A 25,297-nucleotide genomic window follows, 5' to 3' on the forward strand; every position below is an offset into this window, starting at 1 on the left:
ACGGGTTTTCTATGTGGTTTTTTGCGATCTGCATCACGCTGAATCGTGTTAAAAATAGCTGTTACGCGCTCCGTGATCGCTAAGACAAAACCGGCCTGCAGCGGCATGACAGCGGAAAATACGTTAACGTTCCGCTAACACCGCGCCATTAACGGTCAGGCAGGGTTAAATTGTTTCCCCCATCGACAAGCGATAATGCAGATCGACTTTCTCAATCGTGGGCAGTCCTTTGATTTTCTTAATTAAAATTTCCGTTGCGACTTTACCCATTTCAAAGCGTGGCGTCAGTACGCTGGCAAGACGCGGGGAGACGATCTGCCCGATCTCCAGACCATGAAAACCGGCAATCGCCAGTTCCTGCGGCACATTGATACCGGAAGCCAGGCACTCCTGTAACACGCCAACGGCAAGATCGTCATTGGTACAAAGAATCGCATCCATATCTGCGTACATCTGACGAGCGAGGGTCATCATCCCGGTTCCTATCGACACCGACGACACTTTGTTCGGCGCGATACGTCCCTGCGGCAATCCAGCATTGGTCATCGCCTGACAGTAACCGGCATAGCGCTGCTCATCTCGCACGTCGGACATCGAACCAAAATAGATTACCCGCCGCTTACCGCTCGCCAGCAGCATATTGGTCATATCGAATCCGGCGTTGAAGTTATCAAAGCCGACATTAATGCGCCCGACGTTATCCGTCAGCCCCATCACCTCGGCCACGGGAATCTTTGCCGCATTGAGGTATTTATCCGCCCGCAACGTATGGACCGACTCGGTTAGCAGCAGACCTTTAACGTTAAAGGCTAACACAGCGGCAATCTGCTCCTCTTCACGCTGACGGTCATAGTCGTAATTCACCACCAGCGTCTGATAACCGTGGGTAGCGGTGACCGACTCAATCCCGGCCAGCAGATCGGCAAAAATTTGATTATGAAAGGAGGGAATAAGCACGCCAATACGCGGAACGGCAACGCTAATCATCGCCGGATTATCAGGGTCCGGTTCGTAGCCGATTTCGGCAATAACGCTGGCGATACGCTCTGCCGTTTCCGGCTTGACCTTGTCCGGCGTACGTAAATAGCGGCTGACGGTCATCTTAGTTACGCCTGCCAGCGCTGCAATATCATTGAGCGTAATGCGTTGTGCTTTCATTTATCGACCCGTCAAATACATCCACTGCATCAGGCCATTATGCCTGTCACAGGTTAAAAAGAGAATCTTACGGCTCCCGTGTTAACCTGCTGAGCTACGGTAATTTCCATCCCGCTTCACGTTTAGCGTAACCCCTTTTGGTAACACCGTTTTGAGTGATCTGCATCACAGTTTTACCCAACAAAAATCCGTGAGATAGAGCACAGGTTATTCCGGTTACGTTTTTTATCAAATCAGAATTACCGGGCGCAACATCATTTATATTCAGCCGTTAATCAGGACATCAAGATGAAAGATCTTTTCAGCTTACAAGGCAAACGTATTTTAATTACTGGCGCAGGACAAGGGATTGGCTTTGTCATGGCGCAGGGCCTTGCGCAATATGGTGCGGAAATTATTATTAACGATATTTCAGCATCGCGCGCTGATGATGCGGTAATGAAATTACGCGATGAAGGTGCTACCGCGCATGCTGCGGTATTTAATGTTACCGATGCCGATTCCGTAGAAAACGCGATTAATCAAATTGAAAATGAAACCGGCGCAATTGATGTCTTATTTAATAATGCCGGAATTCAGCGCCGTCATCCGTTTACCGAGTTTCCGGTACAGGAATGGAATGACGTTATTTCGGTAAACCAAACCGCCGTATTTCTCGTTTCCCAGGCCGTTGCTAAACGCATGATTAGCCGCCAGCAGGGAAAAATCGTCAATATCTGTTCGATGCAGAGCGAACTGGGACGCGACACGATCACCCCATATGCTGCGGCGAAAGGCGCGGTGAAGATGTTAACCCGCGGGATGTGCGTCGAGCTGGCGCGCTACAACATCCAGGTCAACGGTATCGCGCCGGGTTACTTTAAAACGGCGATGACAAAGGCGCTGGTTGACGATCAAGCCTTCACCGACTGGCTATGCAAACGTACCCCCGCCGCCCGCTGGGGTGACCCGCAGGAGCTGGTTGGCGCAGCGGTATTCTTATCATCCAAAGCCTCGGATTTCGTTAACGGTCACCTGCTGTTCGTCGATGGCGGCATGCTTGTCGCCGTCTGAACAAGGAGTTCACTCACTATGGCAGGGCAATGCATTATTTTAATGGGCGTCTCCGGGACCGGCAAAACCACCGTCGGTCAGGCCTTAGCCCAGGCGCTTGGCGCAAAATTTATCGATGGTGACGATCTGCATCCGCGGAAAAATATCGTCAAAATGGCCGCCAGCCAGCCGCTTGATGATGACGATCGCCAGCCGTGGCTGGAGCGCATCGGCGATGTGATTTTCAGCCTTGGACAGAAGAACGAGTCCGGCGTACTGGTGTGCTCAGCGCTGAAAAAGCGCTACCGCAACCAGCTGCGCGAGGGCAACCCCCATTTGCGCTTCCTGTGGCTGACCGGCGACTATGACTGCATTTTGCAGCGTATGCAGACGCGTAAGGGCCACTTTATGCCAGAGGCCTTGTTGCGCAGCCAGTTCGCCACCCTGGAGACGCCGGACGCCAGCGAAAGCGATGTTTTAGCCGTCGATATCACGCCCGATGTCCCGGACATCGTGGCGCATTCCATCACGCTACTCAACCATCATCAACGACAGGGGATCCCGGCATGATTATTGATACCTTAACCGCCGCCGCCAAAAATAACGTTTACCCACCGGTTATCCGCAAAGCGTTACAGGCGGTATTGCAGCAGGATCCACAGACACTGCCACCGGGGAAATACACCATTGATGGCGATAATCTGTTTTTTACCGTCGTTGAAGGCAGGACGAAACCGCTGGTGGAACAGCGCCCAGAATATCATCATCAGTACATAGATATTCATATTGTACTGAAAGGCGAGGAGATTATCGGTGCCGGTAATCAGGGTCTGGAGATCGTAGAAGATGGCCCGTTTAATACGGCGCATGATATTGGGTTCTGTCAGAAAATCAGCAGCGAAACGCTGATTCATCTGTACCCCGAGGAACTGGCGATTCTGTTCCCCGGAGAGCTGCACCGGCCAATGTCCGCCATGGATACGGGCGCCCCGCTGCGCAAGATTATTGTCAAAATAGACCACGCCTTGCTTTAATGAATCGGCCTCGCAGCAATTCCAGCGAGCCCATAGATAGCGTTTAGATATCCTGCTCATCTATCAGTTGAGCATCCAGGCATAGGTTTCGGTCGTTCCACGCCTGTCGGTGCCCAAACGTATGGCGACACTTTACGCCTCATGATAATGCGCAGGATCTTGCCGCAACAAAAAAAGCGCCTCCGGCGTCGACCACCGGAGGCGCTTTTATCAACAAATTACCTTACTTTTTAATTTGCGCGTGCATTTCCTGTACCGATGTCACCTTCTCCATTGCGTTGGCATTCAGCGCCATCGTGGTGGCGAACCCGCCGTTCAGCGTAGTGTCATAGTGTACTTTGTACTGTAGCGCACTGCGGCGAATCAGCTTGGAGTCTTCAATCGCCTGACGACCTGCGGTGGTGTTGATAATGTAGGTGTATTCGCCATTCTTGATGCGATCCTGAATATGCGGACGACCTTCATGCACTTTGTTCACCAGACGCGGGTTGATACCGGCTTCGCCCAGCACAATCGCCGTGCCGTGAGTTGCATCCAGTTCAAAACCAAACTTCAGCAGTTTCGCCGCCAGATCCACCACGCGCTCTTTGTCGCCTTCGCGCACGGAGAGCAGCGCACGGCCCGATTTCTTCATCGTTGAGTTACTGCCCAGTTGCGCCTTAGCGAACGCCTCCGCGAAGGTGCGGCCTACGCCCATCACTTCACCGGTAGAGCGCATTTCCGGCCCTAACAGCGGGTCAACGCCAGGGAACTTGTTAAACGGCAGCACCACCTCTTTCACCGAGTAGTACGGTGGGATAATTTCTTTCGTCACGCCCTGCTCGGCCAGCGATTTGCCCGCCATCACGCGCGCCGCCACTTTCGCCAGCGGCACGCCGGTGGCTTTCGAGACGAACGGCACGGTACGCGCCGCACGCGGGTTGACTTCAATCAGATAAACTTCGTTGTTTTTGACCGCGAACTGTACGTTCATCAGACCGCGCACCTGCAGCTCAAACGCCAGCTTCTGCACCTGCTCGCGCATCACATCCTGAATCTCCTGGCTCAGGGTGTAGGCGGGCAGCGAACAGGCGGAGTCGCCGGAGTGGACGCCCGCCTGCTCGATATGCTCCATGATACCGCCAATCAGCACCATTTCGCCGTCGCAGATGGCGTCCACATCCACTTCCACCGCATCGTCAAGGAAGCGATCCAGCAGCACAGGCGCATCGTTGGAGACGCTGACGGCGGTCTGGAAGTAGCGACGCAGGTCGATTTCATCATAGACAATTTCCATCGCCCGCCCACCGAGAACGTAGGACGGACGCACCACCAGCGGGTAGCCAATCTCTTTCGCCTTCTCAACGGCCTGCTCAATCGCCGTCACGGTGGCGTTAGCCGGTTGTTTCAGCTTCAGGCGGTCAACCGCATGCTGGAAGCGCTCACGGTCTTCCGCGCGGTCAATCGCGTCCGGGCTGGTGCCGATAACCGGCACGCCAGCCGCTTCCAGCGCACGCGCCAGCTTCAGCGGCGTCTGGCCGCCGTACTGGACAATAACGCCTTTCGGCTTCTCGATACGCACGATTTCCAGCACATCTTCCAGCGTCACCGGTTCGAAGTAGAGGCGGTCAGAGGTGTCGTAGTCGGTAGAAACGGTTTCCGGGTTACAGTTGACCATAATGGTCTCGTAGCCGTCTTCGCGCAGCGCCAGTGAAGCGTGTACGCAGCAGTAGTCAAACTCAATACCCTGACCGATACGGTTCGGGCCGCCGCCGAGGACCATAATTTTATCCCGGTCAACGGATGGGTTCGCTTCACATTCATCTTCATAAGTGGAGTACATGTAGGCGGTATCGGTAGCGAATTCCGCCGCACAGGTATCCACACGCTTGTAAACCGGGTGCAGATCGTACTGGTCGCGCAGTTTGCGGATTTCCGCTTCGCGCACGCCTGCCAGCTTCGCCAGACGCGCATCGGCAAAGCCTTTACGCTTAAGCTGACGCAGGAAGTCCGCGTCGAGGCCGGTAATACCGACTGCAGCCACTTTCTCTTCCAGGCGAACCAGCTCTTCAATCTGTACCAGGAACCAGCGATCGATATTGGTCAGGTTGAACACGCCATCCACGGAGAGGCCCGCACGGAAGGCGTCCGCGATATACCAGATACGCTCGGCGCCCGCATCTTTCAGCTCGCGACGAATTTTGGTCAGCGCTTCCGGGTCATCCAGGCTCACTTTCGGGTCAAAACCGGTGGCACCCACTTCCAGACCGCGCAGCGCTTTCTGCAGAGATTCCTGCTGAGTACGGCCAATCGCCATCACTTCGCCGACGGATTTCATCTGGGTGGTGAGACGGTCGTTGCTGCCGGCGAATTTTTCAAAGTTGAAGCGAGGAATTTTGGTCACAACGTAATCGATGGACGGTTCGAACGATGCCGGAGTGCGGCCACCGGTGATGTCGTTCATCAGTTCGTCGAGGGTGTAACCCACCGCCAGTTTCGCCGCCACTTTGGCAATCGGGAAGCCGGTGGCTTTTGACGCCAGCGCCGAGGAGCGGGAGACGCGCGGGTTCATTTCGATGACAATCAGACGACCGTTTTTCGGGTTCACCGCAAACTGAACGTTGGAACCGCCGGTTTCCACGCCGATTTCACGCAGTACCGCCATCGAGGCGTTACGCATGATTTGGTACTCTTTGTCCGTCAGCGTCTGGGCTGGCGCGACGGTGATGGAGTCACCCGTGTGAATGCCCATCGCGTCAAAGTTCTCAATGGAACAGACGATGATGCAGTTGTCATTCTTATCACGCACCACTTCCATTTCGTACTCTTTCCAGCCAATCAGCGACTCATCAATCAGCAGCTCGTTGGTCGGAGAAAGATCCAGCCCGCGGGCGCAGATCTCTTCAAACTCTTCGCGGTTGTAGGCAATACCGCCGCCGGTGCCGCCCATCGTAAAGGAGGGACGGATAATGCACGGATAACCGACGTCAGCGGCAACCGCCAGCGCCTCTTCCATCGTATGCGCAATACCGGAGCGGGCAGTGTCGAGGCCGATTTTCTTCATCGCCACGTCAAAACGGCGGCGGTCTTCAGCTTTATCAATCGCATCGGCGGTGGCGCCAATCATGGTCACGCCGAACTCAGCCAACACGCCCTGACGCTCCAGCTCCAGCGCGCAGTTCAGCGCCGTCTGGCCGCCCATCGTCGGCAGCACCGCATCCGGGCGCTCTTTCTCAATAATTTTACGCACCACTTCCCAGTGAATCGGCTCGATGTAGGTCGCATCGGCCATTTCCGGGTCGGTCATGATGGTCGCCGGGTTAGAGTTCACGAGTATTACGCGATACCCCTCTTCACGCAGCGCCTTACACGCCTGGGCACCGGAGTAGTCAAACTCACACGCCTGGCCGATAACAATCGGGCCCGCACCCAGAATCAGGATACTTTTTATGTCTGTACGTTTTGGCATTGCTTTCTTCTCCGAAGAACCTGTTTATGGTCGTCGCGAGCGATGGGCAGACAAGGAAAAAATTTGTGAGAAAGCGCAGTTTACAAAACGTAAATGAGCATTTTGAACAAATTTTTAACGCCGTATTCCCGAGCACAGCAGAACATAAACAGGTTCTGATTATTTCGCGGACTGACGGTAGAGCTCAATTAACTCGATAAAGTGGTCGAACAATGGCGCGGCATCATGCGGGCCTGGGCTCGCCTCCGGGTGCCCCTGGAAGCTGAACGCCGGTTTATCGGTGCGATGAATCCCTTGCAGAGTGCCATCGAACAGCGATTTGTGCGTCACGCGCAGATTGGCAGGCATAGAAGCTTCATCCACCGCAAAACCGTGGTTCTGCGCCGTAATCATCACGGTATTATTATCGATATCTTTAACCGGATGGTTACCGCCGTGGTGGCCGAACTTCATTTTGATGGTTTTCGCGCCGCTGGCCAGCGCCAGCAACTGATGGCCGAGGCAGATGCCGAAAACCGGAATATCGGTTTCGAGGAATGCCTGAATCGCCTCGATAGCGTAATCGCACGGCGCCGGATCGCCAGGGCCGTTAGAGAGGAAGATACCGTCCGGGTTCATCTTCAGCACCTCTTCGGCGGAGGTCTTCGCCGGAACCACCGTCAGGCGGCAGCCGCGATCCACCAGCATGCGCAAAATATTGCGTTTGGCGCCGAAATCATAGGCCACGACGTGGAAAGGCAGATCGCTTTCGGCTTTAGCTTCCGGTAAATCACCCTCCAGCGTCCAGCTCCCCTGGGTCCAGTTATAGGTTTCTGCGGTGGTTACTTCCTTCGCCAGGTCCATCCCGTTCAGCCCCGGAAACGCTTTCGCTTTTTCCAGCGCCAGTGCCGCATCCGGGTTATCACCCGCGATAATGCAGCCGTTCTGCGCGCCTTTTTCACGCAGCAGGCGCGTCAGCTTGCGGGTATCGATATCGGCAATCGCCACAATATTATGGCGCTTCAGATAAGAAGAGAGGTCTTCGGTATTGCGGAAGTTACTGGCAATCAGCGGCAGGTCGCGAATCACCAGGCCTTGCGCATGCACCTGCGAAGACTCTTCATCGGCGGCATTGGTGCCGACGTTGCCGATATGGGGATAAGTTAGAGTAACGATTTGGCGGGAATAGGAAGGATCAGTGAGGATTTCTTGATAACCGGTCATTGAAGTATTGAAAACGACTTCCCCAACCGCCGAACCTGTTGCCCCTATGGCCCGACCGTGAAACTGGGTTCCGTCTTCCAGAACCAATAGCGCTGACTTAATCAAAACACCCTCCAAAGAATATCCACTCACTTTATTTGCATATTAATTCATAATATAGATCTGAATCAATGCAAATCTGTTGCCCGCAGAATTTTGGCAAACGGCGGCATTCTGGAGAGAAGGCAGGTAAAAGTCAACTTAAAGCGGATATTTTTAACCTTATTTCAGGCAACTATTCAGAAATACCGGCTTTAACGGGCAAAAAGATCAACTAACTGACCAGGGAAAACGCTTGCGGAGCCAGGTGATTGTGAAATCAATCCTGCGAAAGTAAAAAAACAGACCAACTGGTCAAAATTCACAACGAAGCCACAAAAAATACGAATAAAACATCAAATTTCTCTTACTTCGTTGTAAATACAATAAAAAACGACGAAAAATAAAAAGGGCAACAAGATATTGCCCCTTGCAATCAATTACTTATTGATCACAATAACCACATCACGATGGGTAATAATCGTTATAAACTGTTTAACTCAAGCACATCACGCATATCGAAAAGACCATTTTTCTTGCCTTTTAGCCATAATGCAGAGCGGACGGCACCATTAGCAAAAGTCATTCTGCTGGAGGCTTTGTGGCTGATTTCGATGCGTTCGCCAATATCGGCAAACATCGCCGTATGTTCGCCAACGATATCCCCGGCGCGCACGGTGGCGAAGCCAATCGTACCGGGTACCCGTTCACCGGTATAGCCTTCACGACTGTATACCGCGCACGCTTTCAGATCTTTATTCAGTGCGCCAGCAATCGCCTCACCCATCGCCAGCGCAGTGCCCGATGGCGCATCCACTTTGTGGCGATGGTGCGCTTCGATAATCTCAATATCGGTGTAGTCGCCCATCACTTTCGCCGCCTTTTCCAGCAGCTTTAACATCACGTTGACGCCGACGCTAAAGTTGGCGGCAAACACGATGGCAATCTCCTGCGCCGCGTCACTAATCGCCTGCTTTCCGGCATCATCAAAACCCGTCGTGCCAATAACCATCCCTTTGCCGTGCTCACGGCAAAAAGCGAGATGGTTCAGCGTACCTTCCGGACGGGTAAAATCGATGAGGACGTCGAAATCATCTTTGACCGCCTCAAGGTGGCTTTGCACCACGACCCCTGACTTACCCGTGCCCGCCAGTTCTCCCGCATCGCTGCCGATCAGCGAGGAACCTTCTCGCTCCAGCGCGGCGCCAAGTACCGCCCCTTCCATTTGCTGTACCGCCTGAATTAACTGGCGTCCCATCCGGCCGCCCGCCCCCGCGATGGCCACGCGGATTTGTGCATCATGCATAGCTATTCTCTTTTGTTAATACTACGTAAATTGTTTTCAGAGTAACCAGCCCATCGCTGCGCCGCTACTCAAAAACGCCGATAATTAGAAATTTATGACAAACTGCCGCTGATATCAGTAAAAACTATAAGATTGTGCCGGGAATCGGCGGGCTGGCAACCGGAAAGGATGAGTCTGGTCGAGTCTGAAAAGCCCGGATCGGTCAGCAGACAGGCCTATCCGGGCTCAATCAACAGTATAAAAGCGAGCAATCAGTGCAGGTACAGTTCACCGGCAGGAAAACCATACAGGAACCAGGTGACCGCCAGCAGATCGGCGCTACCGCCGGGGCTAAGATGACGAGCGATCAGTTCATCATCCAGTTGGCGCAACGATTCAAGCCCGCCATCAGCCAGTACCCCACCTTCCCACAGCAGTCTTTGCGCCTGCTGCTGGACAAAGTTAAGGCCCTCCAGGCCACCGCGAGAAACCAGATTGGTATCGTCATTCCAGGCCATCAGATGGAGTAAAGTCTGCAGCAGCGCCAGATTGGTGTCTCCGGTCTCAGCCATCACGCGATTAAATACCGGCATCGCCTGAGTGCGCACGGTACGAAAGCCACTTTCCGCCTCACCTCTGGCACCAGACAGTCCGTAACGCAGAAAATGCCCTTCCCCCTTACTCACCTTTTTTCCTTCACAGGCGGAAAGCTCGCGCCCCACCAGGCCACGACAGAATCTGGCGACCTGATCGCAGACCCGATGTTGCTCAACCGGTTCCCTCCAGGCAACCAGTCTTCCAATCGCCGCGCTGAGCAGACCAAAAGCGAAGATCGCGCCGCGATGTGTGTTCACCCCGCCAGTCGCCTCCAGCATATCCGTTTCGCAGGCCATACCCACTGGACGCAGCATCATCAATACCTGATCTGACACGATATTCGCGGTATCGTGACCCATGATGAAAAACTTCTCCATCCACGGGGCGACAACCGCCGTACTGGCCTCAAACGAGGCCAGATCCATATCCTGATGCGCGCCGGTGTTACAAATATCCACCAGCCCTGGCTTCGGCGTCAGGCGAACTTCAGTCAGCAGCGCCCGCTCCACGCGAGAAACAATATCCTCTGCCGTGACTGTTTGACGACGCGACTGGCGATGCTGGCTCATCATCACTTCGCTCATGCCTCATCTCCTCGACGCGTTTAGCGGGCGGTTTTAACCTGATGAATCACATCAATCACCGACCCATCGCGATAGCGCACCACGGCAACAACGCGATCGGTAAATGCGATCGGCGCCGGTTTGCCGGTCAAAAGCTCAGCGCGCTGCTGTAGCGCTTCGATGGTCATCAGCGGAATACCGGCATTACGCAGGTTATCGATCAGATCCTGGCGCGCCGGATTTACGGCGATACCGTGGTCGGTCACCAGCACGTCGACGCTGGCGCCCGGCGTGACGCGAGTCAGGACGTTTTCCACCACGCAAGGAATGCGCCCGCGCACCAGCGGCGCGGTAATAATGGTTAAGTCAGCACCGGCCGCGGTATCGCTGTGGCCGCCGGATGCCCCACGCAGCACGCCGTTAGAGCCGGTCATCACGTTCACATTAAACCCGGTATCGATTTCCAGCGCGCTCAGCACCACCACGTTCAGGCGTTCGCAGGAAGCGCCTTTCGCGCCGGGATTGGCGTACTGGTTAGCGGAAATCTCAATATGATTCGGGTTATTCGCCAGCGAACGTGCGGCATCGCCATCAAAAGACTGGGTATCCAATAACGCTTTAATTAATCCTTTTTCATGCAGATCGACCATCGTGCCGGTGATCCCACCCAGGCCAAAGCTGGCAGTAATGTTATTACGGCGCATTTTGTCTTCCAGAAAACGCGTGACCGCCAGAGATGCACCGCCGGTACCGGTCTGAAGAGAGAAGCCGTCTTTGAAGTAGCCGGAATGTTCGATAATTTTTGCGGTCTGGCGAGCAATCAATAACTCGCGCGGATTGCTGGTCAGGCGAATCGCCCCGGCGGTGATTTTCGCCGGATCGCCCACTTCCTCAACCTGGGCGATCAAATCCACCTGATCCTGAGCGATACTGGCCGGATAGTTCGGGTAATCCACCCATTTTTCGGTCAGCAACACCACGCATTTTGCAGCCTCGGCATCCACCCTGGCGTAACCCAGCGATCCGCAGCGTGATTTCCCGCTAAAACCATTGGCGTTCCCGAACTCATCGCAGCACGGCACCCCGAGGAACGCGACATCAATACTCAGTTCTCCACTCTGTACCAGATACGCCCGCCCGCCGTGAGAGTGGATTTGTACCGGATTTTCCATCAGACCCGCAGAGATCTCTTCGCCCAGCTTACCGCGCAGGCCAGAGGTGTAAATCTGACGAATTACGCCGTTTTTAATATGCTCAATCAGCGGCCAGTGTGCGTCAATAAGCGAACTGGACGCCAGCGTAAGATCGCGAAATCCCATCTCCGCCAGCTTCTCCACCACCATATTGACCACCTTATCGCCACCGCGAAAAGCGTGGTGAAAGGAGATGGTCATACCGTCTGTCAGCCCGGAGCGGCGGATCGCTTCCTCCAGCGAGTCACAAACTTTACGATGCCGTTTTTCACTTTCACTGGATAACCACGGACTTTTCGCCGTCACGCCCACATAGGGCGCTAATCCTTCCGGCATGACGTACTGCTGATTAAGCATTGCCACGGTCTCTTTCATGATTTTCTCCTTAATCCCGAATGCCGGACGCCGATAGCGCCACAACTTTGCGCGCATGAGCAATAATCGGCCCATCTATCATCTTGCCGTTTAGCGATACCACGCCCAGACCACGCGCTTCCGCCTCTTCCGCCGCCGCGATAACATCCCGCGCATGCTCGACGTCTTTAAGCGTTGGGGCATAAACCTGATGCAGCAGCTCAATCTGACGTGGGTTGATCAGCGATTTGCCGTTAAAACCGAGGTTTTTCGCCATGCTGGCTTCCGCAAGGAAACCTTCTTCATTATTAATATCCGACCACACCACATCATAGGCCGCGATACCGGTGACGCGGGCGGCATGCAGCACCGCGCAGCGAGCGTAAAACAGCTCGCTGCCATCGCCCCGGCAGGTGCCCATATCCATCACGTAGTCGAAGGCCGCCAGCGCAATTGCCGCCAGACGCGGACTGGAACGGGCGATCTCGACCGCATTCACCACCCCCAACGCCGACTCAATCGCCGCCATTAACCGGGTACTGCCGACTTCCCGGCCACACTCACGCTCAATGCGCTCGACGTGCGCTTCCAGTTCATGGATATCTTCTTTACTGTCGGTCTTCGGCAAACGAACCATATCCACGCCCGCGCGCACGACGGCCTCAAGGTCAGCGAGGCCAAACGGTGTGTTGAGCGGATTAATACGCACCACGGTTTCCACGTCCTGATACAACGGATGCTGCAACGCATGGTGTACCAGCAGGCGAGCGGTATCTTTTTCACGTAGCGACACCGCATCTTCGAGGTCAAACATCACCGCATCTGCGCCGTAAACAAAAGAGGTGCTTAACATTGCGGCGTTGGCGCCCGGGATAAACAGCATACTGCGACGAGGTTTCATAACTGGCTCCATTGCAGTTGAGATTGTTGCGCAGCCCGCAGCGCCGCGGCCTGGACGCGCGCCTTCAGTACACATTCGAGCGCGCCTTTATCATCGACGATCACATTTGCCCGGGTGACGCCAAGCTTCGCCAGCGTCTCTCTGACCACCTGTTCGATCGCGGCACCAAACTGCTGCTTCACCACGCTGTCTATTTCAAGCTGAATACCTGGCGCATCGGCAGGCCCGATCCTGACCATGACATCGCTGGACTCCAGCGTGCCGGCCAGGGCATCAATCATTATTTCCATAGAGGCAGATCCTTAGTTATGGAGGTAAAATCAGGCGGTTTGCTGCTCGCTTTCCGCCAGATGCTTCAGAAAAGAGAGTGTTCCCGGCGGAACCAGTGAGGCGATCGTTGACCACTTGCGTTGCTGATAGAGCGTGCGCACGCGGGAAGCGGAAATCGGTCCGCCATCCTTCTCAACCCGCTGCAGTTCGACGACCTTAATGGCAGGCGTATCACCGGGCGCTTCCAGCAGTTGCCGCATGCGCAAGTTGTAATTACGGGTCAGGGGACACAGTGGCTCGCTGCCGACAAAGCGGTGGGTGATCTGTAGCGCCGGAGCTAAATGTTGGCGAAAGAGTTGTAGATCGATCTGGCTGTGGCAATCGTCAACCGCGCCGTTGTCTTTGAGGAAATAACCAGGGAAAGTGGCTCTCGAAATCAAATAAGCCGATCCCGGATGCAAAGTTACGTTGGCGATCCCGGCGATCCCCTGCTCAATGAGCGCGAAACGATCCTGATAGCTGAAAAGTGAAGCGTCCTCCTTCACCACAAACAGATGCAGCCAGTCGCACTGATGAGCGGCCTGCTCAACCAGCCAGCGGTGTCCTAAGGTGAAGGGATTGGCATTCATCACAATAGCGCCAATTTTTTCCCCAGGCTGGCGATACATCATAAGCTGACGGCAATAACGGGCCAGACGCTCACAGCTATTTTCCATTAAAACGGCCTGCTCACCTGCCTGGGCTATCGGCCAGAATCCAGCGCAGGAAAATAGCGCGGCATTGGAGGGTTTGGTGAACAAAAACAGTTCGCTGCGCCCCAGTTCATACGCCTGAGTCATCAGTTCGGTCAACAGCTTCAGGCTCACCCCTTCTCCCTGCAGTGACGGTTCGACGGCAATACACTTCAGAACACATCCGGCAATCGCGCCACACCCGACAATGCGACGTTGATACTCCGCAACAATCACAATTTCGCAATCGGCTTCTAACGAGAGCTGATGTTGATGAAGAAAGAGATCGATGCTCTCTCGCCGCTGCGGATCTTTTTGTACCGCGACACGTTTTAATATCAGATTCATTTTTTAGCGCTTCATTGACCAAAAACGGACTGTATTTCGCCACTGTTCCCAGAGTGGTTCTTTTATTTAAGTCACACTTTTTTTCGTACCTTAATTGGCTTTATGGCTTTTATGTTGTTAATTAATTCAGAAGAATAAAAACAATTAAATTAATAAAAAACACCGCTAATCAGTGAAGATAATCACATATCCACCGGGGACGGATTTATTATTATGCCACCGTCCTATTATTACTTTTCTAACGGCATTATTCCTTATTATAACAGGGTGACGTCTTATGACTAACATGAGCCAGGTTCCGGAGACGGAGAAAAAGAGCGTTAACGATATACTGGGATTTAAAATCTTCGGTATGCCACTTCCGCTTTACGCGTTAGCATTAATTACTTTACTTCTTTCACATTTTTATAACGCATTACCGACCGACGTTGTCGGTGGCTTCGCGGTGATGTTTATTATTGGCGCCATTTTCGGTGAAATTGGTAAACGCTTACCCATATTTAATAAATATATTGGCGGTGCGCCGGTGATGATCTTTCTGGTTGCCGCATATTTTGTGTATGCCGGAATTTTCACACAAAAAGAAATTGATGCCATCACCAATGTGATGAAAAAAACGAATTTCCTGAACTTATTCATCGCAGTGTTGATAACCGGCGCAATCCTGTCGGTTAACCGCAAACTGCTACTTAAATCCCTGCTGGGTTATATTCCGACCATCTTAATGGGGATCCTCGGCGCATCAATATTCGGTATGCTTATTGGTCTGTGCTTCGGCATTCCTGTGGATCGTATCATGATGCTGTACGTGCTGCCGATCATGGGCGGCGGCAACGGCGCAGGCGCGGTTCCACTGTCTGAAATTTATCACTCTATTACCGGTCGTTCCCGTGAAGAGTACTACTCAACGGCAATTGCCATTCTGACTATCGCCAATATCTTTGCCATCGTGTTTGCCGCGCTGCTCAATATTATTGGCAAAAAATATCCGGCAATGAGCGGTGAAGGCGAACTGGTGCGTAAAGCCTCATTCAAAGTGGAAGATGACGAAAAAGCCGGTGAAATCACCCATCGTGAAACGGCTGTCGGCCTGGTGCTCTCCACGACCTGCTTCCTGCTGGCTTACGTTCTCGCCAAAAAAATTCTGCCGAGTATTGGCGGCGTGTCCATCCACTATTTCGCCTGGATGGTACTGATTGTCGCCGCGCTGAACGCCTCCGGCCTCTGCTCGCCGGAAATCAAAGCCGGCGCTAAACGTCTGTCTGACTTCTTCTCTAAACAGCTGCTATGGGTGCTGATGGTTGGCGTGGGCGTATGCTACACCGACCTGCAAGAAATTATTGACGCCATTACTTTCGCCAACGTCATCATTGCCGCGGTGATTGTCGTCGGTGCCGTCGTTGGGGCCGCTGTCGGCGGCTGGCTGATTGGCTTCTTCCCGATTGAATCAGCAATTACCGCCGGTTTGTGTATGGCTAACCGCGGCGGTTCCGGCGACCTGGAAGTTCTCTCTGCCTGCAACCGTATGAATCTTATCTCTTATGCCCAAATATCCTCCCGTTTGGGCGGCGGTATTGTACTGGTCATCGCCAGCATCGTGTTCGGCATGATGATGTAACCAATACGCACGATGGCGCTATCTGGGCATAAATCACGGTGGTGCAAATCAGGGCCCTGAGCCAGGGGCGGCTCCGGGAAATCCACCCTGCTCCTTAGCCAGAAGCACCAACGGATTCATCTTCAGACACGCCATCGTGCCCTTATTTTTGGACTATTTCATGAGTAATGCAGTTCTGCTGGGTGAAGGTTTCACCCTGATGTTTCTTGGTATGGGTTTTGTGCTGACGTTTCTGTTGCTGCTGATTTTCGCCATCCAGGGCATGTCCATCGCCGTGAACCGTTTCTTTCCCGAACCGGTTCACGCCCAGGGAACGGCCCCGACATCTGCCGCGCCAGACACTGACGACTTCACCCGCCTCAAGCCGGTGATTGTCGCCGCTATTCACCACCATCGTCGCCTTAACCCCTAATTCACAGAGGAATCCATGACCGTTGCCATTACCGATGTCGTCCTGCGCGACGCCCACCAGTCTCTTTTCGCTACCCGCCTGCGTCTTGACGATATGCTGCCTATCGCCGCTCAGCTTGATGATGTGGGCTACGGCTCACTCGAATGCTGGGGCGGCGCCACCTATGACGCCTGTATCCGCTTTCTGGGCGAAGACCCCTGGGTCCGCCTGCGAGAGCTAAAAAAGGCCATGCCGAAAACACCGCTGCAGATGCTGCTGCGCGGGCAAAATCTGCTCGGCTACCGCCACTATGCTGATGACGTGGTGGAGCGTTTTGTCGAACGTGCCGTCAAAAACGGCATGGATGTGTTCCGCGTATTCGACGCCATGAATGATCCGCGCAATATGAAAACGGCGCTGCAGGCGGTGCACAACCACGGCGCGCATGCTCAGGGAACGCTCTCCTATACCACCAGCCCGGTGCACACGCTGCAAACCTGGCTGGATCTGACTGAACAGCTGCTGGAAGCCGGGGTTGACTCCATCGCCATCAAGGATATGTCCGGTATCCTGACGCCGTCCGCCGCCTTTGAACTGGTGAGTGAAATCAAAAAACGCCACGATGTGCGCCTGCATTTACACTGCCACGCCACCACCGGAATAGCGGAAATGACCCTGCTGAAGGCCATTGAAGCCGGTGTTGACGGCGTGGATACGGCGATCTCCTCCATGAGCGCCACCTACGGTCATCCGGCCACTGAAGCCCTGGTCGCCACCCTTGCCGGAACGCAGTATGACACCGGACTGGATATCAACAAGCTGGAAAGCATTGCGGCATACTTCCGCGAAGTGCGCAAAAAATATCACGCCTTTGAAGGCCAGTTGAAAGGCTATGACAGCCGTATTCTGGTCGCTCAGGTGCCGGGCGGGATGCTCACCAATCTGGAAAGCCAGCTAAAGCAACAAAATGCCGCCGACCGGCTGGACGACGTGCTGGCGGAAATCCCCCGCGTGCGCGAGGATCTCGGTTTTATTCCGCTGGTCACCCCCACCTCACAGATTGTCGGTACCCAGGCGGTGCTCAACGTATTGACCGGGGAGCGCTATAAAACCATCGCCAAAGAGACTGCGGGGATTCTGAAAGGGGAATACGGCCACACCCCGGTACCGGTTAACGCCGCATTACAGGCAAGGGTACTGGATGGCGCAGAGGCTATCACCTGTCGCCCGGCGGATCTGCTCAAACCGGAGCTGGTACAGCTGGAAATGGATGTGAAGCAACAGGCGCAAATGCAGGGCATCGTGCTGGCGGAGAATGCTATCGACGACGTGCTCACCGTGGCCCTGTTTCCGCAGATCGGCCTGAAGTTCCTTGAGAACCGTAACAATCCATCGGCCTTTGAGCCGGAACCGCAGGCGGAAACCGCGCAGCCTGCCGCGAAAGCCGACATGCCCGCAGCGTCCGGCATCTATACCGTAGAAGTAGAGGGGAAAGCCTTTGTGGTGAAAGTCAGCGACGGCGGCGACATCAGCCAGCTCAGTCCCCCTTCTGCGCCGGTACCGACAACCAACGCGCCAGCGCCGACAGGAACCGGCGCACCGGTCACGGCACCGCTGGCGGGCAATATCTGGAAAGTCATCGCCAACGAAGGCCAGACGGTCGCGGAAGGTGACGTACTGCTGATTCTGGAAGCCATGAAAATGGAAACCGAAATCCGCGCGCCGCAGGCCGGGATCGTTCGCGGTATTACGGTGAAAGCCGGCGATGCGGTCTCCGTGGGCGACACCCTGATGATGCTGGCGTAAGGAACAGGAACCATGGAAAGTCTGAACGCCCTGATTCAGGGCATGGGGCTGATGCACCTCGGCTTCGGGCAGGCCATCATGCTGCTGGTGAGTCTGCTGCTGCTGTGGCTGGCCATCGCGAAAAAGTTCGAGCCGTTACTGCTGCTGCCGATTGGCTTCGGCGGCCTGTTGTCCAACATCCCGGAGGCCGGGCTGGCGCTAACCGCCCTTGAAAACCTGCTGGCGCACCACGATGCCGGACAGCTAGCAGTGATTGCCGCAAAGCTCAACTGCATACCGGATGTCCACGCCATTAAGGAGGCATTCGCACTGGCCATACCATCAGTGCAACAACAAACAGAAGCGTTGGCGACCGATATGGGCTACACGCCGGGCGTGCTGGCGCTGTTTTATCAGGTGGCGATAGGCTCTGGCGTCGCCCCGCTGGTCATTTTTATGGGCGTGGGGGCGATGACCGATTTCGGTCCGCTGCTGGCCAATCCGCGCACCCTACTGCTGGGGGCGGCGGCGCAGTTCGGTATCTTTGCCACCGTACTCGGCGCGCTGACGCTGAATTATCTTGGCTTTATCAACTTCACGCTGCCGCAGGCGGCGGCGATAGGCATTATCGGCGGCGCGGATGGCCCGACCGCAATTTATCTCGCCAGCAAGCTGGCGCCGGAGTTGCTCGGGGCTATCGCGGTAGCAGCGTATTCGTATATGGCGCTGGTGCCGCTGATCCAACCGCCAATTATGAAGGCGCTGACCACGACAAAGGAACGGAAAATCCGCATGATGCAATTGCGCACAGTAAGCAAGCGGGAAAAGATCCTCTTCCCGGTGGTGCTGTTACTGCTGGTGGCGCTGCTGTTACCGGACGCCGCCCCGCTGCTGGGGATGTTCTGCTTCGGCAATCTGATGCGCGAAAGCGGCGTGGTGGAACGTCTGAGCGATACGGTGCAGAACGCACTGATTAATATCGTCACTATTTTTCTCGGATTATCCGTTGGCGCCAAGCTGGTGGCGGACAAGTTCCTGCAACCGCAGACGCTGGGTATTCTGGTTCTGGGGGTGATGGCCTTCTGCGTCGGAACCGCGGCTGGGGTCTTGATGGCGAAATTACTCAATAAGTTCAGCAAGCATCCGATAAATCCACTGATAGGCTCGGCCGGCGTCTCCGCAGTACCAATGGCGGCGAGAGTATCGAACAAGGTGGGGCTGGAAGCGGATGCGCAGAATTTTCTGCTGATGCACGCAATGGGGCCGAATGTGGCCGGAGTGATTGGCTCGGCTATTGCCGCTGGCGTGATGCTCAAGTACGTGATGGCAATGTAGTTCGGTACGTATCCAGGCGGCGGTGCTGCGCACCTGTCCGGGGTGCGGCTCCGTGCGTTCGGATGATCCGGGTCTGACGCCGGTGCCGCATCCCGGGGATACGAAAATATCGTATTGCAAGCTAAATATCTTCCGAAATCAGCAAAACTGTGGGCCGATTCGGCGTTGTCAGCCACTAAAAAGGAGAACATGACCATTTGATGTCCATTCGCCCAATGATTAGCCGAAAAATCACGCACTGGTTTGCCCGCCGTTCATTCCAGAACCGCATCTTTCTGTTGATCCTGTTTACCTCAACCATCGTGATGCTGGCCATGTCATGGTATCTCACCAGTATTACAAAAGAGCGCCTGCATTATCAGGTCGGACAGCGCGCGCTGATTCAGGCAATGCAAATATCCGCCATGCCTGAGCTGGTTGAAGCGGTGGAAAAGCACGATCTGGCGCGAATTAAAAAACTTATCGACCCAATGCGCTCCTTTTCTGATGCCACCTATATCACCGTCGGCGATGTAAACGGCCTGCGTCTCTATCACGTTAATCCTGATGAAATCGGCAGATATATGAAAGGCGGCGACAACGACGAAGCGCTGTCTAACGCCAAAAGCTATGTTTCGGTACGTAAAGGCTCGCTGGGTTCTTCATTACGCGGTAAGTCGCCGATCCAGGACAGCACCGGAAAAGTGATTGGCATCGTCTCTGTGGGATACACCATTGAACAGCTGGAAAACTGGTTGAGTCTGCAGATCGGTTCATTGATGATCCCCATGGCGATCATGCTTCTCCTGCTGCTTTATTGCGCCCGACGCTTCTCCCTGCATATAAAAAAACAGATGCTGAATATGGAGCCGCAACAGCTTTCACAACTGCTTATCCAGCAGAGCGTGCTGTTTGAATCAGTATTTGAAGGGCTGATTGCAATCGACTCACATTACAACATTACCGCCATCAATCAAACCGCACGACGGCTATTAAACCTGAGCCAGGCGGAAACAAGTCTGATAGGTAAATGCATCAGCAGCGTGATTTCCCAGGAAAACTTTTTCTATGATGCGCCGCAAACAAATAAGAAAGACGAAATCGTTACTTTTAATCAAATTAAAGTCATCGCCAGCCGGATGGCCGTGACCCTCAATAATGAACCTCAGGGTTGGGTGATTAGCTTTCGCAGCAAAGATGATATTAATACCCTGAGTCTACAGCTTAGTCAGGTCCAGCAATATGCGGATAATCTGCGCGCCGTGCAGCATGAACATCGCAACCTGATATCCACCATTGCCGGTTTGCTGTTTTTGAAACGCTACGATAACGCGCTGGATCTGATTCAACAACAGTCGGAGAGACACCAGAAAGTCCTCGATTTTATTGCGCGTAATTTTAAAGTTAATCATCTTGCCGGGCTGCTGATTGGCAAATACTACCGTGCTAAGGAACTTGGCTTAGAACTGGTGTTCGACCCCGGCTGCTATGTCGATACGTTACCCCCATCACTTTCGCACAATGAGTGGATCTCGATTGTCGGGAATCTGCTGGACAATGCTTACAATGCCACGTTACGTCAGCCGGAAGGTTCAAGACAGATTGAGTGCCTGATCAACAGTGAAGGCAGTGAAGTCATCATCGAAATCGCCGATCAAGGGTGCGGTATTGACGAGGCGCTGCGCGATCGCATTTTTGAGCGCGGCGTCACCAGCAGCGACAGCAGCGATCACGGCATCGGATTATGGCTGGTGCGTAGCTACGTTGCGCAGGCTGGCGGCCATATCGTCATTGATGACAATATCCCCTTTGGCACAATTTTTTCCCTCTATATCCCCCTGACCCGAGATGAACATCATGGATAGCATAACAACCCTCATCGTTGAAGACGAACCTATGCTGGCGGAAATTCTGGTGGATACCATCAAACAATTCCCTCAGTTCGAAGTCATTGGTATCGCGGATAAACTTGAAAGCGCAAAAAAACAGCTCCGTCTCTATCAACCGCAGTTGATCCTGCTGGATAATTTCTTACCCGATGGCAAAGGCCTCGATTTAATCCGCCACGCCGTCTCGATTAATTATAAAGGGCGTATCATTTTCATCACCGCCGATAACCACATGGATACCATCAGCGAAGCATTGCGGATGGGGGTTTTTGATTATCTGATTAAGCCGGTTCACTATCAGCGCTTGCAGCATACGCTTGAGCGTTTTGCCCGTTACCGCAGTTCCCTGCGTTCCAGCGAACAGGCCAGCCAGACCCACGTTGACGCTCTTTTCAATATTCAGGCCAAAGAACATACCGAAGCCGCCGGTTCCCCGCTACGCGGCATTGACGAAAGCACTTTCAACCGAGTTCTGCAGCTGTTTGCTGACCCGGAGACAGTCCACACCGCCGACTCACTGGCCCGTATTCTCGGCAGCAGTAAAACCACCGCCCGCCGTTACCTGGAACAAGGGGTTAAAAACGATTTTCTTGAGGCTGAAATCAGCTACGGTAAAGTCGGCAGACCGGAACGGATATATCATGGTAAACATTCTGACCCCACTTAAACATCAGGCGAGCCCCTGTTTATTGGGCTATGGCAGTGAGTTAAGTACACGCCTGAGGTTTTATGCCGTCTCGTTTATCTGCGTGGAATTCATTTTTGGCCGGTTTTGGCGAAAGTTTGATGTTGCTGATTCGCATCTCGGCCTGAGCTCAGATTCATTTGCTCTGGAAGTACAAATGAATCTGAGCTTACTTCCCCCCTCTGGTCCTGTTCGTGCAGATTATCGAACGGAGCAACGTTCCTGCCGTTGCGCGCCAAACACGCCCGACGGCCTTCAGCAATTAGCCGCAGCGCCTCACGCCTGGGCAGGAATCGGCCTTTGACCTCCCTTTTTCGTCACCAGCGCGAATGCTGTTCAACATGGTTAAGCGTTTTGTCCGACAACTTGAAATATGACGGGTATCTATTTTTTCAATGACCATTCAAATCATCCCCCAGTTCATTAATATTCTCCACCACCATACCCCAAATGTAATTTGAAGAAGAAAGGTAAGAAACGTTAATATTCCGCCGATAATCCACCATGATTTGATATCATTGTAGCCAGCGCCAAAAATAACCGGCCCTGCAGCACCGCCATAGTGGGTTACCATACCGCCATAAGAGTTGCTGAAGAGTAAGGCGAGTGCTGTTAGCATCACCGGTGCGCCTGACACATTCGCCAGCATAGCAAATACTGGAATCATCGCTACAACATAAGCACTTCCCGATGCAAAGAAATAACGCACCAAAATACTTAATGCAGTAATAACAATAAAGGCTAAATTACCGTGACCGTTAAATGATATATTGTTTTTTAATAAATCAGCCAGCCATAAGAAAAAACCGACCCTGGATAGCAGTGAACTTAAGCCAATGATGCCACCGTACCATATGAGCGTATTCCATCCTCCCTTATTTTTAATCACGTCATCCCAGGTAACGATTCTCAACACCAGCATCAACGCCATGACACAGATTGCAACGGTTGACGCGTTGATCCCCAGTGGCTTACTAAATACCCAGCCAGCCAGGGCGAGAACAAAAATACAAGACAGCATCTTTTCGCGTAACGTCATTGGCCCCAACAATTCGATACCTGTTTTAGCGATCTTTTTATTATCTACGATCTTCAGTTCAGGTGGATAAAGCTTGTAGGTAATCAGTGGCGTTAATAGTAACATGATGACGCCAGGTAATCCCGCAGCCAGCGCCCATCCTCCCCAGCTCAATTTTATGTGGCAAATATCCTCGATCATTTTCAGCGCAAGTATATTTCCGGCCATGGCGGTGAAAAACATATAACTGGTTGTTTTAGTAACCATATAGACATTCAACATGAGATAATGGCCAACTCGCTTTGCGCTCTGCTCAGGCTCTGATCCAAGAGCGACGGCGACACTATTGATAATGGGTAATACTATACCGCCAGCACGAGCAGTATTCGAAGGCGTGGCTGGAGCCAGAATCAGGTCAAGAAAAGCAGTAACATAGCCAAGCCCCAAAGTCGTACTGCCAATCTTGCCAATAAGAATATAAGCAATTCTTTTACCTAATCCGGTAATGACAAATGCCGCACTTAGTGTAAATGCGGAAAAAACTAACCAGGTTGTACCGGATGAATATCCACTTAATACGCTAACGGCTTTTACAGTTCCGTCCCCTAAATTACCGACAATCGCCATTGATGCAGCAACAGCTATCAGTAACACGACAGGTTCAGAAAAAGGTTTAATAACTAAACCGACAATGGCTGCCAGATATATACCGGATAATATCCAGGCAAGTTGTGATAACCCTGCGGGTGCCGGAAATAAACTTATGAGCAACGGTATTGCTATTATAACAAGTAATTTCCATAACGTATTCTTTTGCATTTTTATTCCTTACCTGCACTCAGGATTAAAGGATGCTTGTGGAACGCATTCACATCCCCCGCAGCACACAGCATATTTCCGTCGTTTGGCAAGGTGTCGATTTGCAGTTGGTTAACCGAAACCTGAACAGACAGATAATCGATATCTGCTTTATCGCTAAGAGATTGACTGATAATAGTGACTTTACTGCTTTGTGGACTCCTTTCACCAATGCCATTCATCTCCAGCGCATAACCCGATCCCATTATGGCTAACAAGAACTCATCTCGTTGTTGAAGATCCTTAGGTAAATCATCGTCCAAAAGAAAGGCATCTGTGGATGTCTCTCCGCACATTAATACACAGGGAATGCGCTTCATAGCATGTTCCTCACACCATAAGAAATAGAAGAATTGAATAAAACAGCCTTGTGAATTTAATTAGTTTTATGCTCTTTAAGTTTTTATTTCCTTAATCAACGCCACATGTAAATCATCTCAGGCATTTTACAAATTCATTCTACTTGCAAGAAATTTATTGGTTGATAAAATTTTGCCATAGGAGTTATTCCTGCTGAGCATTAATTAAAAAAACTTTGCCGATTAATCACCATTTTTCATCGGGTTAGAGAAAATTTATTACCCCTTATGGAGAAAAAATGAAAAATGAACTATCTGGAATGAAAGCCTTTGTCACAATTGCAGAGCTAGGCTCATTTAGTAAAGCTGCCGAGTCACTCAATCTCACGCAACCAGCATTAACCAAAAAGATAAAAAAAATAGAGAGTAATCTGAATATTGCGCTATTCGAACGAACGACGCGAAAAATTGCGCTGACTCAGGCCGGAAAAGCTCTTCTCCCAAAGGCAAAGTCTTTGATTTCCAACCTTGATGCGGCAATATTTAACCTCAGCAATTTAACATCTCAATTACATGATACCGTCACGCTATCCTGCATTCCTACTGCCGTGTTTTACTTTTTACCGCGTGCTATCATTCAATTCAATCAACGCTATCCCAACATCAAAGTACGAATTTATGAGCAAGGTGTAGAAACATGTCTGAACTCAGTACGAAAAGGCAATGTTGATTTTGGAATAAATATGAACTTCGTCACATACCCTGACGTCGATTTTATCCCGCTGCTGAATGAGCCTTTTGTTCTGGCCTGTCGACAAAATCATCCCCTGGCAACCAGGAAACTGGTCGAATGGCAGGAACTCGTCAACCAGACCTTAATCGGTGTAAGAAGATCAAGTGTCAATAGACAGCTAATAGAAAAATGCCTGGCGGATAAACCCTGGAGGCTGGATTGGTTTTATGAAGTGAGACATTTGTCAACCTCGCTCGGTCTTGTCGAGGCTGGCCTGGGCGTATCGGCGCTACCGTGCCTGGCGATGTCTCATAACGCGAATAACAAGGTCGTGAGCATTCCCCTTGTCGAACCGGTTATCAGACGCACGCTTGGTATGATCCGCGCAAAAAACCGTCCGCTGTCCGAAGCATCGGAACGATTCGCGTCACTATTACTTCTTATGTGGACAAATGAAGCGGGCACGCTATGGCGCAATGTCGTCGACTCAAATCAGAATACCTGAGTTCCCG

The 25,297-nt window shown here is 52.6% G+C and carries 21 protein-coding genes and 1 pseudogene; 11 read left to right on the top strand and 11 right to left on the bottom strand.

Annotated features, from left to right (window positions below):
* Positions 1-165: 165 nt before the first annotated feature.
* A complete protein-coding gene (locus tag FN037_RS19865) occupies positions 166-1,158 on the bottom strand; it encodes a LacI family DNA-binding transcriptional regulator (protein ID WP_142503032.1) in 993 nt (330 codons plus the stop codon).
* Between the two features lie 288 nt (positions 1,159-1,446).
* Here FN037_RS19865 and idnO point away from each other — a divergent pair, with 288 nt between their 5' ends.
* The 3 genes from idnO to FN037_RS19880 are packed head-to-tail and all read left to right on the top strand — an operon-like array spanning position 1,447 to position 3,224.
* Complete coding sequence (gene idnO, locus FN037_RS19870; RefSeq protein WP_138361903.1) at positions 1,447-2,211, top strand: gluconate 5-dehydrogenase; 765 nt, start codon at positions 1,447-1,449, stop codon at positions 2,209-2,211.
* An 18-nt stretch (positions 2,212-2,229) separates the two neighbouring features.
* A complete protein-coding gene (locus tag FN037_RS19875; protein ID WP_138361902.1) occupies positions 2,230-2,760 on the top strand; it encodes a gluconokinase in 531 nt (176 codons plus the stop codon).
* Positions 2,757-3,224 carry a YhcH/YjgK/YiaL family protein gene (locus FN037_RS19880; RefSeq protein WP_138361901.1) on the top strand — a complete coding sequence of 156 codons (468 nt, stop codon included), beginning with the start codon at positions 2,757-2,759 and terminating at the stop codon, positions 3,222-3,224. The genes FN037_RS19875 and FN037_RS19880 overlap by 4 nt, the downstream gene beginning before the upstream one ends.
* A gap of 223 nt (positions 3,225-3,447) precedes the next feature.
* Here FN037_RS19880 and carB read toward each other — a convergent pair whose 3' ends face one another.
* From carB to citC, 8 genes are all read right to left on the bottom strand, one after another.
* On the bottom strand, positions 3,448-6,672 hold the full coding sequence (gene carB / locus FN037_RS19885; protein ID WP_138361900.1) for a carbamoyl-phosphate synthase large subunit: 3,225 nt from the start codon (positions 6,670-6,672) through the stop codon (positions 3,448-3,450).
* A 159-nt stretch (positions 6,673-6,831) separates the two neighbouring features.
* Positions 6,832-7,980: a glutamine-hydrolyzing carbamoyl-phosphate synthase small subunit gene (gene carA / locus FN037_RS19890; RefSeq protein WP_138361899.1), complete on the bottom strand. Its 1,149-nt coding sequence runs from the start codon at positions 7,978-7,980 to the stop codon at positions 6,832-6,834.
* Between the two features lie 457 nt (positions 7,981-8,437).
* Positions 8,438-9,259 carry a 4-hydroxy-tetrahydrodipicolinate reductase gene (dapB, locus tag FN037_RS19895; protein WP_142503033.1) on the bottom strand — a complete coding sequence of 274 codons (822 nt, stop codon included), beginning with the start codon at positions 9,257-9,259 and terminating at the stop codon, positions 8,438-8,440.
* 251 nt (positions 9,260-9,510) lie between these two features.
* Positions 9,511-10,404, bottom strand: coding sequence for a triphosphoribosyl-dephospho-CoA synthase CitG (gene citG / locus FN037_RS19900; protein ID WP_374043498.1), 894 nt, complete (start codon positions 10,402-10,404; stop codon positions 9,511-9,513).
* A gap of 35 nt (positions 10,405-10,439) precedes the next feature.
* Positions 10,440-11,966 carry a citrate lyase subunit alpha gene (citF, locus tag FN037_RS19905; RefSeq protein WP_138361896.1) on the bottom strand — a complete coding sequence of 509 codons (1,527 nt, stop codon included), beginning with the start codon at positions 11,964-11,966 and terminating at the stop codon, positions 10,440-10,442.
* A gap of 10 nt (positions 11,967-11,976) precedes the next feature.
* Positions 11,977-12,846, bottom strand: coding sequence for a citrate (pro-3S)-lyase subunit beta (gene citE / locus FN037_RS19910; protein ID WP_138361895.1), 870 nt, complete (start codon positions 12,844-12,846; stop codon positions 11,977-11,979).
* A complete protein-coding gene (gene citD / locus FN037_RS19915) occupies positions 12,843-13,136 on the bottom strand; it encodes a citrate lyase acyl carrier protein (protein WP_138361894.1) in 294 nt (97 codons plus the stop codon). Before citD ends, citE begins: the two co-directional genes overlap by 4 nt.
* Before the next feature lie 30 nt (positions 13,137-13,166).
* Positions 13,167-14,195, bottom strand: coding sequence for a [citrate (pro-3S)-lyase] ligase (citC, locus tag FN037_RS19920; protein ID WP_138361893.1), 1,029 nt, complete (start codon positions 14,193-14,195; stop codon positions 13,167-13,169).
* Positions 14,196-14,472: 277 nt separating this feature from the next.
* On the opposite strand from citC, the gene citS reads away from it, so the two are divergent.
* From citS to FN037_RS19955, 7 genes are all read left to right on the top strand, one after another.
* Positions 14,473-15,813 (top strand): citrate/sodium symporter CitS, encoded by a 1,341-nt coding sequence (gene citS / locus FN037_RS19925; protein ID WP_138361892.1) that lies wholly within the window; start codon positions 14,473-14,475, stop codon positions 15,811-15,813.
* A gap of 160 nt (positions 15,814-15,973) precedes the next feature.
* A complete protein-coding gene (locus tag FN037_RS19930) occupies positions 15,974-16,225 on the top strand; it encodes an oxaloacetate decarboxylase subunit gamma (protein ID WP_138361891.1) in 252 nt (83 codons plus the stop codon).
* A 15-nt stretch (positions 16,226-16,240) separates the two neighbouring features.
* The gene (gene oadA / locus FN037_RS19935) at positions 16,241-18,010 is read left to right on the top strand and encodes a sodium-extruding oxaloacetate decarboxylase subunit alpha (RefSeq protein WP_142503034.1); all 1,770 of its coding nucleotides are present in this window, start codon (positions 16,241-16,243) and stop codon (positions 18,008-18,010) included.
* A 12-nt stretch (positions 18,011-18,022) separates the two neighbouring features.
* Positions 18,023-19,324: an oxaloacetate decarboxylase subunit beta gene (locus FN037_RS19940; RefSeq protein ID WP_138361889.1), complete on the top strand. Its 1,302-nt coding sequence runs from the start codon at positions 18,023-18,025 to the stop codon at positions 19,322-19,324.
* A gap of 215 nt (positions 19,325-19,539) precedes the next feature.
* Positions 19,540-21,168 carry a sensor histidine kinase gene (locus FN037_RS19945; RefSeq protein WP_138362054.1) on the top strand — a complete coding sequence of 543 codons (1,629 nt, stop codon included), beginning with the start codon at positions 19,540-19,542 and terminating at the stop codon, positions 21,166-21,168.
* Positions 21,161-21,859, top strand: coding sequence for a response regulator (locus FN037_RS19950; RefSeq protein WP_138361888.1), 699 nt, complete (start codon positions 21,161-21,163; stop codon positions 21,857-21,859). The genes FN037_RS19945 and FN037_RS19950 overlap by 8 nt, the downstream gene beginning before the upstream one ends.
* Positions 21,834-22,181 (top strand): hypothetical protein, encoded by a 348-nt coding sequence (locus tag FN037_RS19955; RefSeq protein WP_142503035.1) that lies wholly within the window; start codon positions 21,834-21,836, stop codon positions 22,179-22,181. The genes FN037_RS19950 and FN037_RS19955 overlap by 26 nt, the downstream gene beginning before the upstream one ends.
* 99 nt (positions 22,182-22,280) lie before the next feature.
* Here the strand turns inward: FN037_RS19955 and FN037_RS19960 are convergent, their stop codons facing one another.
* Together FN037_RS19960 and FN037_RS19965 are read right to left on the bottom strand one after the other, a co-directional pair.
* Complete coding sequence (locus FN037_RS19960; RefSeq protein WP_138361886.1) at positions 22,281-23,714, bottom strand: anion permease; 1,434 nt, start codon at positions 23,712-23,714, stop codon at positions 22,281-22,283.
* Positions 23,715-23,770: 56 nt separating this feature from the next.
* Positions 23,771-24,073 (bottom strand): annotated as a pseudogene (locus FN037_RS19965) (PrpF domain-containing protein); the annotation flags it as partial.
* A 278-nt stretch (positions 24,074-24,351) separates the two neighbouring features.
* Between FN037_RS19965 and FN037_RS19970 the strand changes: the two are divergent.
* Complete coding sequence (locus tag FN037_RS19970) at positions 24,352-25,290, top strand: LysR family transcriptional regulator (protein ID WP_142503036.1); 939 nt, start codon at positions 24,352-24,354, stop codon at positions 25,288-25,290.
* The last annotated feature ends 7 nt before the right edge of the window (positions 25,291-25,297 follow it).

This window comes from Klebsiella sp. 2680, from assembly GCF_900198535.1.
GTDB classification, from domain to species: domain Bacteria; phylum Pseudomonadota; class Gammaproteobacteria; order Enterobacterales; family Enterobacteriaceae; genus Klebsiella; species Klebsiella indica.